Here is a 13,842-nt window from a genome sequence, read left to right as displayed (position 1 = left end):
GAGCGGCTTTCTTCGCTTTGGCGCGGGCAAGGGCGGCAGCCACTGCGGCTTTACGCGGATCGGCGTCTGCTTCTGTCGCCGGTTGTGTTGTTTCAGCCGCGAGAGCCGCTTTTTCTGCCTGACGTGCGCGGGCCTGTGCTTTACGGACTTCGCGGGCAGCAATCACGGCGCTGTTATCCGGTAAAACGGACGGATTAACAGAAATCGTCATCCCTGCATTGCTGTCTTTGGCTTTCACGCGGGCAAGGGCGGCGCTGATAGCCGCACTGTCTTTCTCATCCACCTGAACAGCCGCGCTTTTATGGCGGGCTTCACGGGCTTCTTTTTCCCGTGCCATTCGTGCCTGTTTGGCTTCAAAGCGGATTTTGGCATCTGCGGCGCGTTGGGCTTCTTCGCGGATCTCAATGACCTGTGCTTTTTCCTGACGGTAATACTGCACCAGCGGAATATTGCTCGGGCAGACCCAGGCACAGGCACCGCATTCAATGCAGTCAAACAGATGGTGCTGTTCTGCTTTTTCGTGTTCATTACCTTTACTGAACCAGTAGAGCTGCTGCGGCAGTAATCCGGCCGGACAGGCATCCGCACAGTGACTGCAGCGGATACAGGCTTCTTCCGGTGCAGCTGGTTCCATCTCGTTCGTGGTTGGTGCAAGAATGCAGTTACAGATTTTTACTACCGGCACATCGAGATCCGGCAGTGTAAAGCCCATCAGCGGGCCGCCCATCACAACCATTTGTTCATGCTGAGGACGGAAACCGGCCTGTTGCAACAGGAAACGGACCGGCGTACCGAGTCGTGTCCAGAAGTTACCCGGTGATTCAACCGCTTCGCCGGTTACTGTTACCACGCGCTGGATCAGCGGTTCGCCGTCGGTAATGGCGCGCTTGATGGCAACCACAGTTCCGACGTTCTGCATCAGCACGCCGATATCAGAAGAGCGTCCGCCGGATGGTACTTCGCGGCCGGTGAGAATTTTGGTCAGCTGTTTGGCGCCGCCGGACGGGTACTTGGTCGGGATCACCCGCACGAAAATCTGTTTTTCCCCGGCAGTAACGTCACGCAGTGCGGCAATCGCCTCCGGTTTATTATCTTCAATGCCGATAAGCACCTGTTCCGGCTCAAGAAGGTGCATCAGAATACGGATACCGGTGAGAATTTCCCCGGCATGTTCCTGCATCAGACGGTCATCCGCCGTGATATAGGGCTCACATTCCGCCGCATTGATAATCAGAGTGCGGATAAGATCACCGCCACCTTTCAGCTTGCTGGCGGTCGGGAAGCCCGCACCGCCGAGACCGGCAATCCCGGCCTGATGAATGCGGTCAGTCAGCTCTGTTTTGGAAAGAGAGGTAAAATCCGTTGTTTTTTCCGCCGGGTACGGGGTATCCAGCCCGTCAGTCCGGATACGGATGCACGGCGCGGTCAGCCCGGACGGATGCGCGGTCACACAAGGCTCCACGGCAGTCACCGTGCCGGATGATGAGGCGTGCACCGGCAGGCTGCGGCCGGTTCCGCGTGTCAGCGGCTGACCTTTCAGGACATGGTCGCCGGGGCTGACCAGCACATCGCCTTCGTTCCCGATATGCTGCTGGAGCGGAATAATCAGTTCTTCCGGTACCGGGCACACCCGCATCGGTGTCCGGCTGGACTGTAATTTCATTTCCGGCGGATGAATGCCGCCGTCAAAATCCCATACCCGGTCTTTTTTCAGAAAGTTGAGCAAATTGAACATAAAACTTACGACGCCTCAATCTGAACAGGTTTGACAGGAGTACCGCCGGTATCCGCCGGAATATTTCTGACCGGAATGGTGTTTAAATCCCACTTCCAGTTACGCGGGGTGACGGCGACCGGGATCATCTCAATGCAATCTGTCGGGCAGGGTGCGACACACAAATCACACCCGGTGCAGAGATTTTCAACCACAGTGTGCATGGCGCGGGTGGCACCGATAATCGCATCCACCGGGCACGCCTGAATACATTTGGTGCAGCCGATGCACTGGTCTTCATGAATAAAGGCCACTTTGCGCACCGGATTGAGTACGGACTCGTCACCGTCGAGCGGCTGCGGATCCACACCCAGCATATCCGCCAGTTTCAGCATCACCTGCTCGCCGCCGGGGGCACAGCGGTTTATTGCGCCGCCATTGGCAACAGATTCCGCATACGGTCGGCAGCCCGGAAAACCACACTGACCGCACTGACTCTGCGGCAGAATGTCATCAATTTTATCCACAATGGGATCTTCCTCCACTTTGAAGCGGCGGGAGGCGTAACCAAGTATCAGACCGAATGCCAGACCCAGCAGGCTGAGTACGGCAACGGCAATCCAAATCATTGTCATCAGAATTTCACCAGACCACTGAAGCCCATAAAGGCCAGAGACATCAGACCGGCCGTGACCAGCCCGACAGACGCCCCGCGGAAAGGCGCCGGCACATCTGCCGTTGCCAGCCGCTCACGGATAGCGGCAAACAGCACCATCACCAGGGAGAAACCGGCTGCCGCACCAAAGCCGTAAACGGCGGATTGCAGGAAATTATGCGACAGGTTTATGTTCAGCAGCGCCACACCGAGTACCGCACAGTTGGTGGTGATCAACGGCAGGAAGATCCCGAGCAGCCGGTAGAGCGCCGGGCTGGTTTTCCGCACCACCATTTCGGTGAACTGCACCACCACGGCGATCACCAGGATAAAGCTCAGTGTGCGCAGATAGAGAATATCCAGCGGGATCAGGATAAAGGTATCCATCAGCCACGAGCAGACGGAGGCGAGTGTCATCACAAATGTGGTGGCAAACCCCATGCCAATCGCGGTTTCCAGTTTTTTGGAGACCCCCATAAAGGGGCATAATCCTAAGAATTTGACGAGTACGAAGTTGTTAACCAGCACCGTCCCGACAAAAAGTAATAAGTAGTCAGCCATTACAATGCCCAAAGCGAGTCTTTAAAAACATACAAATAAAGCACATAAAAAACCGAGATCCCCGGTAAGCGGGGTGAATAATAGCAATCCCCGGGCATCCGGGGTTATCGGGATTGTGTGAAAGCGCGGATAACTGTGTGTATCAGAATGAAAAAGCGGCAAAACTGATGAAAACCGGGCACAGCATTTGCGTCACGGAATCAGTTAGTGGTACTTTTCAGGAGGATGACAGATTCTGAAAGCATGTTTTTATCCGTTAACATGACAATCCCCCGGAGGGAGTGATGACGAAAATACTGAAAGTGGGCCTGATCGGGTACGGTTTTGCCGGAAAAACATTCCATGCGCCGTTTATTGTCAATAATGCCAATATGGAACTGGCCAAAGTCGCGAGCAGTGATGCCGCCAAAGTGCATGCGGATTATCCGGATGTGCAGGTTGTCGCCACACCGGAAGATATTTTTGCTGACCCGGCCATTGACCTCGTCGTGATCCCGACCCCGAATGACACCCATTTCCCGCTGGCGCGGATGGCGCTGGCTGCGGGTAAACATGTGGTGGTGGATAAGCCCTTTACCCTGACATCGGAAGAGGCATTTACCCTGGCAAAACAGGCGGATGACGCCGGACTGGTGCTGTCTGTTTATCATAACCGCCGTTTTGACTCCGGGTATCTGACGCTCAAATCCCTGTTTGACAGTAAAAAACTCGGGGCTATCAAATATTTTGAAGTCCATTTTGACCGCTACCGCCCGCAGCCGCAAAAGCGCTGGCGCGAAGCTGCTGCATTAGGCAGTGGTATCTGGTATGACCTGGGTTCTCATCTGATTGACCAGGCACTGCAGTTTTTCGGAAAACCAACGGCGATCACTGCCGACCTGGGGATGATCCGTCCGGGTTCTGAGGCGGTGGATTATTTCCATGCGCAACTGCACTATCCGGATGTCAAAGTCGTGCTGCATGCCACCACGGTCGCGGCAGCGGAATCCCCGGTGTATATCGTTCACGGCATGAAAGGCAGCTATGTGAAGTACGGACTGGATCCGCAGGAAAATGCACTGAAAGCAGGGCAGATGCCGGTCGGTGTCAACTGGGGTCATGACAGCCGCGACGGGGAACTGAGCCTGTCACCGGATGGTATTGAAGTGATCACAGAAACGTATCCGAACAAAGCCGGGCACTATGGCCGCTATTACGCGGAAGTGGCAGAGGCGATTATCAATAACGGTCCGAACCCGGTGACTGCGCAGGAAGGGGCAGAAGTTATCCGTATTATAGAGGCCGGTATGGAATCGCATAAAACCGGACGGACTGTGACACTGTAACAAATAGTCATTACTTCTTATTGCAGACAAAAGTGAATAACGCATGACAAACTGGTGGCAGAAACTGCGGTTAGATCCGTTCCTGGTCATAATGATCACGGTTGTTATTTTGGCGTCACTCTTTCCGGCAACCGGCAGTGTGGCGACCGGATTCCGCTATCTGACCACCGCCGCGATTGCGTTATTGTTCTTCTTCCACGGCGCAAAACTCTCTCGGGAAGCGATTGTGACAGGGATGGGGCACTGGCGTCTGCATCTGATGGTGTTCTCCAGTACTTTTATCCTCTTCCCGCTGCTGGGGCTGGGTTTACAGTTCCTGGTACCGGAATGGATGTCTCCGACCATTTACATGGGTTTCTTATACTTATGTGCCTTACCGGCGACAGTACAATCGGCTATCGCCTTTACCTCTGTCGCGGGCGGAAATGTGGCGGCGGCGATTTGCAGTGCATCCGCCTCCAGTATCCTTGGTGTGTTCTTATCACCGGTTATTATCGGTTTTATGATGGAAACGCAGGGCGCGCATGAACTGGATACCCTGGGTGCTATCCGCTCTATTTTATTGCAGCTGATGCTGCCGTTTGTGGTCGGTCATTTTTCCCGTCCGCTGATTGGCAAGTGGGTGGATCGCAATAAAAAAATCATTAATAAAACAGATCGCACCTCTATTTTGCTGGTGGTGTATGTCGCTTTCAGCGAAGCGGTTGCCGAGGGGATCTGGCAGAAGATTGATGCAATGTCTATTCTGCAGATTGCGGTGGTGTCGTGCGGGTTGCTGGCGATTGTGCTGGTGATCAACGTGTACGGCTCACGGGCACTCGGCTTTAATAAGGCCGATGAAATTACCATTGTATTCTGTGGTTCGAAGAAAAGCCTGGCAAACGGCGTGCCGATGGCAAACGTTATGTTTCCGCCGGCCGTGGTGGGAATTCTGGTGCTGCCGCTGATGCTGTTTCATCAGATCCAGCTGATGGTGTGTGCGGTGATGGCGGCGCGCTATGCGCGGCAGGGGAAAGAACATTCACAGGAGTAATTATGAGCAGGGTTATGGCAGGATGCCTGATACTTCTTTTTGTCAGTTTCTTTGCCCGTGCGGATGTGCAGGCTCTGCCGGAACTGAAACGGGAACGGGTTATTGACAGCGCCGGTCTTCTGACCGGCTCTCAATTAACACAGCTTAACCGGCAACTCATTGAGTATGAACTGAGCCGCAATGACGGCAGCCAGTTCGTGGTGTTTATTGTGCCGTCAACCGGCGGAGAAAGTATTGAGACATTTGCGCACCGTGCGTTTAATACATGGAAGATCGGCCGCAAAGGTCAGAATAACGGACTGTTGCTGGTCGTGGCGGTGAATGACCGTAATTTGCGTTTTGAGGTCGGCTATGGACTGGAAGGTATTCTGCCGGATGTCTCCGCAGGCCGTATTATCCGTCAGCGTATCACCCCTGAATTTAAAAAAGGCCATTATTTTACCGGAATTGAAGCGGGTGTGACCGATGCCATTGATATTATCAGCGGAAATGAACCGGAATATATCAAATCAGAGACATCCGGAACAGAAGCATTAAAACTCAAACGACTGACGATTATTTATCTTCTGACCTTTATTACGGTGTATCTCTGGTCATTATTTATTGGTTCTCCCCGCCGTAAGAAAAGGATAGAAAAGCAGGTTCTTAACGATATTGAATATCTGAGAGAAGAATACGCGAAATCCAAAAACAAGAAAAAACGTCAGCCTGAACGGATAATCCGCCTTGCGCAGAAACGCCTGACGGCATTTTTGCAGTATAAGTATATTTATCCGACACCGCTCGGCCATACTGTGAACGTATTATTTTATTCAGTTCTGATTTTTATAATGACACGGGTTCTGATAGACGGAGATCCTGATCCTGATGCGTTGTTCATCAGTATAATGATGCTCATTTTTCTTAATGTATTTGGCTCACTATTTATTTGTTATTTGTTATATACATTAATTCCGGAATATCTTACTCAGGAAGCGGAAATACGGAAATTAACCGGTGTCATAGCAGGTACAGGAGGCGGGTATTCATCCGGTTCTGATAGTGGCAGTTACAGCAGCAGTTCCGGCGGTAGTTCCGGAAGCAGCGGATCGTCCGGTGGCGGAGGCGGCAGCAGTGGTGGTGGCGGTGCTTCCGGGAGCTGGTAAAAGACATAAAAAAGCCGTGACAAAGAATGCCACGGCTTTTTTTTACCGGAATGGCGCTTACTGGCCGCGTTTTGCTGCCATTTCTCTCAGTGCCGCTTTTTCCTCTGCGGATAAAAAGGCTATTTCCAGCCCGTTAATCTGAGCCTGTTCAATTTCTGCCTGTGTCAGACCGGCTGCCGGGGCAGCAACATTGTATTCATGGGCAATCTCAATACCCTCAACCGCCGGGTCATCGGTGTTGATGGTAGCGGCAATGCCGTGTGCCAGGAACTGTTTCAGCGGATGCGCGGCCAGTGACGGCACGGTGCTGGTCTGAATATTCGAGGTCAGGCAGGATTCCATACCGATGCGGTGCTCTGCCAGGTAATCCATCAGCGCCGGGTCTTCAATCGCCATCACACCGTGACCGATGCGCTGTGCACCCAGGTTGCGGATAGCCTGCCAGATACTGGCGGCGCCGGCGGCTTCTCCGGCATGGGCGGTGATGGCCCAGTTGACGTCACGGGCTTTGCGGAAATGATCGGTGAATAAATTGCCCGGATAACCGGATTCATCACCGGCAATATCCAGTGCCACAATCCGCTCATGGTGAGCGAGCAGGGCATTCAGCTCTTCATGACAGGCATCTGTACCGAATGTCCGGCTCAGAATACCAATCATATTAATCCGTACCGGGCTGTTGCGGACTTCGGACACCACACCATCCAGTACCGCTTCCACCACGCCTTCAACGGGCAGATGGTGTTTCATCGCCATATAGTAAGGGGAAAAGCGAAGTTCGGCGTAATCCAGCCCGGCACTGACGGCATCCTGCACGTTTTCAGCGGCCACACGGCGGCAGGCATCGAGGTCTGCCAGCACGGAAACACCCCAGTCCAGCTTACTCAGAAACTGCACCAGATCCGGTTCATTGCTCATCACCTGCACATGCGGGCGCAGGGTTTCAGTCTCATAAGCGGGCAGCGGCAAATTGTGCTGACGGGCCAGATCCAGAATGGTGGACAGGCGGATATTACCATCGAGATGGCGGTGCAGGTCGGTCAGGGGAAGTGAGCGGTTAATCATTGTGGTATTCCTCAGATGATAAAAAGCCAGTCTGACGACTGGCTTTTGTCTGATCAACAGATAATAACAGTGTGAAATTACTGAGCAGCAGGAGCCGCAACGTCAGCAGCCGGTTCTTCACCGATAGTCACGTCTTCAGTAACATCACCGTTAGGATCCATTTCGATTGCTTCTTCCTCGTAACCTTCGTCGTCGCCGCTGTTATCGCTCAGTGCGCCGTACTGGTCATATTTTTCCAGGAATTCAGCAACGGTGAATTTCTTACCGTTGAAATCGATGTTGTTGTTGCTGTATTTCAGATCCATGGTGATCGCTTTATCGGTCACTTTCACGATTTCCATCATGGCACCCATGCTGGCCATCTGAGCAACACCCTGTTCACCCTGTTCTTTGGCTTCTTTCGCGCCCATACCCTGTGACTGCATGGCAACTGCAACGAAATCAGTCAGCATCGGTTTGGACAGATCCATATTGAACCCGAACTCTTTCACCAGAACCGGCAGAACTTTCTCAAAGCTGCCTGCGTGTTCCAGTGCTTTAAAGCTCTCTTCGTTCAGTGCGTTGAAGGTCACGTTCAGGTTAACTTTTGACTCACCGCCGCTGTTTTTCCAGCTCAGAGGTGCGATAGCGAAGGACGGGCTGTACTTGAACAGACCCAGTGCATTGGATTTCATTTTCTCATCCAGTGCTTCCATTTTCGCATCGTCGAAATCTTCGGTGTACATAGACTCAGACAGTTTGGTGTACTCTTCAACAGATGCCATCAGCGTATTCGCGGAAGTGGCATCCAGATCTTTCAGAGAACCTTTCAGGCTGATAGCGCCGAGATCGATATCACGGTAGCTCAGTGAACCCAGGCTGTAATCAACATCTGCAGTCAATTTGTTATCTTTACTGCCGGAGGTGCCGTTCAGTTTCAGATCTTTCAGAGAAACGGTATCGCTGTAATTAACAACCGCTAACTCTTTCAGGCTCAGATTCTGGTCACCCAGGTAGAAGTAGCTGTCACCGGATTTGGCAACATCGCTGTCAAATGACAGGCCTTTCATCACGATACTTTCGCGATCGCCTTTACGGTAAGTCAGTTCATTGCTGCTGCCTTTACCTTTGACGTTTTTGAATTCTTTGTCGAATTTAACGTTCAGATCAGCACCGGAGAATGCCAGCTCTTCACCGTCTTTCTTATAGTTGATTTTGCTGACAGCAAGATCAATATCGAAACTCTGGTCGTAGCTGATACGGGTATCCGTTGCAACCGGGGATTTACCACCGGTGATTTCGAAGGCTTGTTTGGTGATGTCATTGTTTTCCAGCTCAGAGTGGATAGCAGCCATATTTGGCGAGAACACCATACTCTTAAGCTGAGATAACGGGAACGGACCGTGATCGATAGTATTGAGGATCACAAGTTCTTCGCCGGAGGTATCACCGCTTTTTTTCGTTTCTTTGATGATCAGTTTGACATCAGAGCTGAAAATACCGCGTGAAAAATCTTTGGCGGTCAGCGTGACAGGTGCATCAGGGTAGTTGTCCTTGATTGCTTTATTCGCTTTGGCGATATACTCATCAAGGTTTGCTTCAATTTTCTTACCTGTCTGCCATGAAGCTACACCCCATGCGGCGCCTAATGCGACAATAACGCCAACAGCAACTAACGACTTTTTCATAGATCAATCCATCCTTTATATGCGATTTATTTTGCAGGTTTTCGCACGGTATCAAAATTAACGGGCAGTTCAATGGCGGACTGCCCGGAGAAAATTAGAGAAGTTACTTACACAGCATTATAAACGCGGGCAATGATTCCTTCACCATCTATTTTAAACTTTCTTTCTATAGCAGAAAGAAAAACAGATTCACCTGAGATAACTCTTAATTGTTCTGTTTCCGTAGTGATAACTGCATGACCTTCCACACAAAAAAGAATATTAGCACTGTTATTCTCAAGAATCATTTCCTGATTATGCAATTTCATCACCGAAAAAGAAAAATCATCAACCGGAATCGGGAAAATTTCAGTGTTGTTAATATGTTCCGGCTGCATAAATAAACTTTTTGCGTGTTTCGGTACAAAATCAAGGTTATTCAGCAATTCACCGACATCAATATGTTTTTGTGTCAGACCGGCGCGTAACACATTATCCGAGTTAGCCATCACTTCCAGCGCAGTTCCTTCAAGATACGCATGAGGTGTGCGGGCATACAGGAACATTGCCTCACCGGGCTTTAATTCAACAACATTGAGCAGAAGCGGGGTGAAAAGGCCATTATCGTCAGGATAAAACTCTGTCATCTTACGGATGGTATCCCACGGTTCACCCTGACGGCTGTTCAGTGCGGATTTCAGTACAGCGACAGCCCGTTCTTTGGTGTCCCCGCTCATGGAGAGCAGACGGGTAAACAGAACGGACAGGTGCTCCTCTGACGGCGAGGCAATAAAACGTTCAATGGCAGGATGTGCCGGAGCGACCTCACTGAGCAGTCCGGCAATATCGGCCAGCGGACGGAACGCATTCATTGCGCGGAATGGGGTAAGGGCATAAACCAGCTCCGGCTTATGGTTATCATCCTTATAATTACGAACCGGTGAATCCAGCGGGATCCCGGCGTTGTTTTCGCGGGCAAATCCTTCCTCTGCAGCGGCTTTATCCGGATGAACCTGTACCGACAGCGGCTGAGCGGCACTCAGCACTTTAAACAGAAACGGCAGCCGGCGAAAACGGCGGTTAATTTCATCCCCGAGCGCGGACTGCGGGTCACCGGCAATAAAATCATATAAAGAGCAGGTGTTGCCGCGGGTGTCTGTCACCACCGAACTGGCTTTCGGATGGGCGCCCATCCATAATTCGGCCATCGGCTGCTTGTCAGGGTTCGGGTAACCGTACATTTCTGTCATCGCGGTATGGCTTCCCCAATCATAGAATTGCACCTGATTCTGCATTTTTAACATAGCAACGCTCTCTTTTTAAACAGTTAACAATAAGATAGTAACAATAAAGCAATAACTCCGCCCGGATCGCATAATCGGAAATGAAAGTATGGCAAGATAGGCCCGTTTTCAGAGTCTATCTGTAACTTTCGGGATTTTAAATCCATTTTATTTTGTGTGCTAAGGAGAGACTAATGGCAGCCACGCGTATTGAAAAAGACTCAATGGGCCCTATCGATGTTCCTGCGGACAAATTATGGGGCGCTCAGACCCAGCGCTCTTTAGAGCATTTCCGTATTTCAGTTGAAAAAATGCCTGCGGATCTGATTGCTGCGCTGGCCATTACAAAAAAAGCAGCGGCAGCTGTCAACTGTGATCTGGGACTGCTGGCGAAAGAGCGGGCAGATGCGGTGATCGCCGCAGCGGATGAAGTGCTTGCCGGTAAACATCCGGAAGAGTTTCCGCTGGCAATCTGGCAGACCGGCTCCGGCACACAGAGTAATATGAATATGAATGAGGTGCTGGCAAACCGTGCCAGTGAAATCCTCGGCGGGAAGCGCGGCGGCGAACGTATTGTTCATCCGAATGATGATGTGAACAAAAGCCAGAGCTCTAACGACGTGTTCCCGACAGCGATGCATGTCGCTGCAGTGATTGCGGTCAGCACACAGCTGATCCCTGAGCTGAAATCCCTGCACAGTGTTCTGGCCGCGAAAGCAGAAGCTTACCGTGATATCGTGAAAATCGGCCGTACCCACTTACAGGATGCGACACCGCTGACACTGGGCCAGGAGATTTCCGGCTGGGCGGCAATGCTGCAATATAACCTGAAACATCTGGAAAACAGCCTGCCGCATCTGAGTGAGCTTGCACTGGGGGGCACTGCGGTCGGTACCGGTCTCAATACTCATCCGGAATATGCTGTTCGCGTGGCGAAGAAAATTGCTGAACTCTCCGGTCAGCCGTTTGTGACGGCACCGAATAAATTTGAGGCGCTGGCTACCTGTGATGCACTGGTTCATGCCCATGGCGCACTGAAAGGGCTGGCAGCCTCACTGATGAAAATTGCCAATGATGTCCGCTGGCTGGCATCCGGTCCGCGTTGCGGCATCGGTGAAATTGCCATTCCGGAAAACGAACCGGGCAGTTCTATCATGCCGGGTAAAGTGAACCCGACACAATGTGAAGCCATGACGATGCTGTGTGCTCAGGTAATGGGTAATGATGTGGCGGTTAATATCGGCGGGGCATCGGGTAATTTTGAACTGAACGTGTTCCGTCCGATGGTGATTCACAACTTCCTGCAATCTGTCCGCCTGCTGGCTGATGGTATGCGCAGTTTTAATGAGCACTGTGCGGTCGGAATCGAACCGAACCGCGAGCGTATCAGTCAGTTGCTGAATGAATCACTGATGCTGGTTACAGCGCTGAATACGCACATCGGTTACGACAAAGCCGCTGAAATTGCGAAAAAGGCCCATAAAGAAGGTCTGACCCTGAAAGCCTCTGCCATGAAGTTAGGTTATCTGACAGAAGCTGAGTTTGATGCATGGGTACGTCCGGAAGATATGGTCGGCAGCATGAAGTAATCCGCAGTCAGGAATAGTGATAACGGAGTCGCTGATGGCTCCGTTTTTTACATCACTTCCATATATACATACAGTCGTGATATCACCGGAATTAATTTCTTTGCTTTCGGTCTGTGACGGATTTTGATGTTTTCCGCATCATAATCCGGTAGTACGCCTGTTACCGGTTTTTCCTCATTCTCATCACAAAATACAATCAGCGGCGATGCACAGGCATACTGCACCTGCTTTTGCGCTTCGCTGTACCAGACTCTGGCGATTGGCTGTACTTTTACCGGTCGTTTGATTTTGAGTATGGCGTCTTCCGGCACCTGTTTTAAGGCGGAAATCTCTTTCGCCAGATAAACCTGCCGTTCTTCACGCGTCAGAGACTGAATGGCGCGCGGGTTCTGATATTGTTCTTCCAACTGAGATAACAATGTATCGCGATCCACCTTCTGAATAATATGTTTATTGGCCCAGCCAAACCGGACTGAGGAAGGGGAGGTGACTGACTGGATCTGCCGGTAGGCATTGAGTGTAATCAATCCTTTTATCTGATTGTGTACGAATTCAAAACGCTGTGTTTTGTCCACACCGGAGGTTTCTGTCACGATTGAGGCCAGTTGCTGTTTCAGCCTGTTAACCTCATTAAGCTGTTGCTGCATTATTTTTCGTTGTGCAGGGGAGAGTGTAATGAGCAGTACACCAGGCAACCGGATGGCAGATTTGCTGCTGATTTCCTGATCATTATCGAAGATAAACAAACGTTGATAGTGGGACAGCGCCAGGGAAACAGCATCTTCGCCACTGACCGGAATGACAGAAATGGTGTTGACGGTGTTATTTTCCTCTCCTTTCAGTATCTCAGGAAGTTGGTAAACCTCAGCAGTCCGGGAAGGGTGCAGCCGGATAGCTTTGCATAATGTATTCAGTGCCGATTCCAGCTGATTAAAGCAGTCGGTGAGAGAAATCATTGCATCGTATCGCATATATCGCCATTTTAGTTACAACATACAAATGTATTTATATCACATTAACTCAGCATCGTGCTTTGTACAAATACATTTTGTCTGGCACGAGGGGAGGGACTGAAGTGTCAGGAACATATGGTAGTTTTCACCGTTAACCCACAGCATCGTGGGTTAACGGCAAAGTTTGTGGGTGTATATCAACGTCGCATTATCCCTTTACGGTTAATGTGCGTAAAAATGATTGCTCATCATTAGTATGGGATAATAATATACGGCTGTATTTTTATATTTTGCTGCAATAAGCCTTAGTCTTTGGGCAGTTATCATAAACAGAGTGGATTTCTGCTGGTTCCCAAAGGTCTGGTGGTGTTTCATCTGCATTATGTTTTGGAAAACAGCTGTGAATCATAAGTGAGCTACTTAAAATAAGTGTCAGCATAAAGACTCCTTAACATGATTCATAAAAGTAAGTTACTTGTGTATATCTGCCATCATTTAAGATCGATTTTTTTAATGGCCCCATATAACCGGGCAGTATTCCGGTGCAACGATATCACAAGACTCAAATGAATCCACTGATGAGAATAATAAGGTTCCGGTTAATAAAAGTGTCAGCATAGTTACCTCTGTTTATCAGGAATGAATATATTATCTGCCGGGTATCAGATTTCAGCAAAATGGATTGGACAGCGAGCAGGTATTTTCCCGGTATATTATCAATTCTTTTTCAGGTTGTGGTGACTGCGTTAGTTTCGGGTCTCCGGGAGGAAAGATATCATATGTAAACAGGGAGGTGCTCAGTATCAGTGTCAGCATATTAACCTCGCATGCCTCTGTTGTGGTGAATGAGAGTGTGTCTGGCCTGATAACATT

The 13,842-nt window shown here is 50.4% G+C and carries 12 protein-coding genes; 4 read left to right on the top strand and 8 right to left on the bottom strand.

The window, feature by feature from the left end:
* From rsxC to rsxA, 3 genes are all read right to left on the bottom strand, one after another.
* Window positions 1–1,735, bottom strand: a 1,735-nt coding sequence (rsxC, locus tag HMPREF3119_RS05665) for an electron transport complex subunit RsxC (RefSeq protein ID WP_070578829.1), incomplete at its 3' end; no start/stop codon positions are given.
* Window positions 1,736–1,740: 5 nt separating this feature from the next.
* Complete coding sequence (gene rsxB / locus HMPREF3119_RS05660) at window positions 1,741–2,349, bottom strand: electron transport complex subunit RsxB (protein WP_004239234.1); 609 nt, start codon at window positions 2,347–2,349, stop codon at window positions 1,741–1,743.
* Window positions 2,349–2,930, bottom strand: coding sequence for an electron transport complex subunit RsxA (gene rsxA, locus HMPREF3119_RS05655; RefSeq protein ID WP_015422727.1), 582 nt, complete (start codon window positions 2,928–2,930; stop codon window positions 2,349–2,351). The genes rsxB and rsxA overlap by 1 nt, the downstream gene beginning before the upstream one ends.
* A gap of 284 nt (window positions 2,931–3,214) precedes the next feature.
* On the opposite strand from rsxA, the gene HMPREF3119_RS05650 reads away from it, so the two are divergent.
* From HMPREF3119_RS05650 to HMPREF3119_RS05640, 3 genes are read left to right on the top strand one after another with little or no spacing between them, the layout of a single operon-like run.
* Window positions 3,215–4,255, top strand: coding sequence for an oxidoreductase (locus HMPREF3119_RS05650; protein ID WP_004238376.1), 1,041 nt, complete (start codon window positions 3,215–3,217; stop codon window positions 4,253–4,255).
* Between the two features lie 43 nt (window positions 4,256–4,298).
* A complete protein-coding gene (locus HMPREF3119_RS05645; RefSeq protein WP_004238377.1) occupies window positions 4,299–5,288 on the top strand; it encodes a bile acid:sodium symporter family protein in 990 nt (329 codons plus the stop codon).
* 2 nt (window positions 5,289–5,290) lie between these two features.
* A complete protein-coding gene (locus HMPREF3119_RS05640; protein ID WP_051456210.1) occupies window positions 5,291–6,433 on the top strand; it encodes a TPM domain-containing protein in 1,143 nt (380 codons plus the stop codon).
* Window positions 6,434–6,490: 57 nt separating this feature from the next.
* Here the strand turns inward: HMPREF3119_RS05640 and add are convergent, their stop codons facing one another.
* The 3 genes from add to manA form a co-directional block, all read right to left on the bottom strand.
* Window positions 6,491–7,498 (bottom strand): adenosine deaminase, encoded by a 1,008-nt coding sequence (gene add, locus HMPREF3119_RS05635; protein ID WP_070578826.1) that lies wholly within the window; start codon window positions 7,496–7,498, stop codon window positions 6,491–6,493.
* Between the two features lie 77 nt (window positions 7,499–7,575).
* Window positions 7,576–9,165 (bottom strand): YdgA family protein, encoded by a 1,590-nt coding sequence (locus HMPREF3119_RS05630; protein ID WP_004238380.1) that lies wholly within the window; start codon window positions 9,163–9,165, stop codon window positions 7,576–7,578.
* A 107-nt stretch (window positions 9,166–9,272) separates the two neighbouring features.
* Window positions 9,273–10,448 carry a mannose-6-phosphate isomerase gene (manA, locus tag HMPREF3119_RS05625; protein WP_070578823.1) on the bottom strand — a complete coding sequence of 392 codons (1,176 nt, stop codon included), beginning with the start codon at window positions 10,446–10,448 and terminating at the stop codon, window positions 9,273–9,275.
* 173 nt (window positions 10,449–10,621) lie between these two features.
* Between manA and fumC the strand changes: the two genes are divergently transcribed.
* Complete coding sequence (fumC, locus tag HMPREF3119_RS05620; protein ID WP_004238382.1) at window positions 10,622–12,016, top strand: class II fumarate hydratase; 1,395 nt, start codon at window positions 10,622–10,624, stop codon at window positions 12,014–12,016.
* 47 nt (window positions 12,017–12,063) lie between these two features.
* On the opposite strand, the gene tus is transcribed toward fumC, so the two are convergent.
* Both tus and HMPREF3119_RS19365 read right to left on the bottom strand, forming a co-directional pair.
* Window positions 12,064–12,987: a DNA replication terminus site-binding protein gene (tus, locus tag HMPREF3119_RS05615; RefSeq protein WP_062771573.1), complete on the bottom strand. Its 924-nt coding sequence runs from the start codon at window positions 12,985–12,987 to the stop codon at window positions 12,064–12,066.
* 265 nt (window positions 12,988–13,252) lie between these two features.
* Window positions 13,253–13,408 carry a hypothetical protein gene (locus HMPREF3119_RS19365; protein WP_155251728.1) on the bottom strand — a complete coding sequence of 52 codons (156 nt, stop codon included), beginning with the start codon at window positions 13,406–13,408 and terminating at the stop codon, window positions 13,253–13,255.
* Window positions 13,409–13,842: the final 434 nt, after the last annotated feature.

Origin of the sequence: Morganella sp. HMSC11D09, from assembly GCF_001807955.1 — a bacterium.
Taxonomy (GTDB): Bacteria; Pseudomonadota; Gammaproteobacteria; order Enterobacterales; family Enterobacteriaceae; genus Morganella; species Morganella morganii.
The sequence above is the reverse complement of the archived record's forward strand: the minus strand, read 5'-3'. Positions and strand labels throughout refer to the sequence as shown.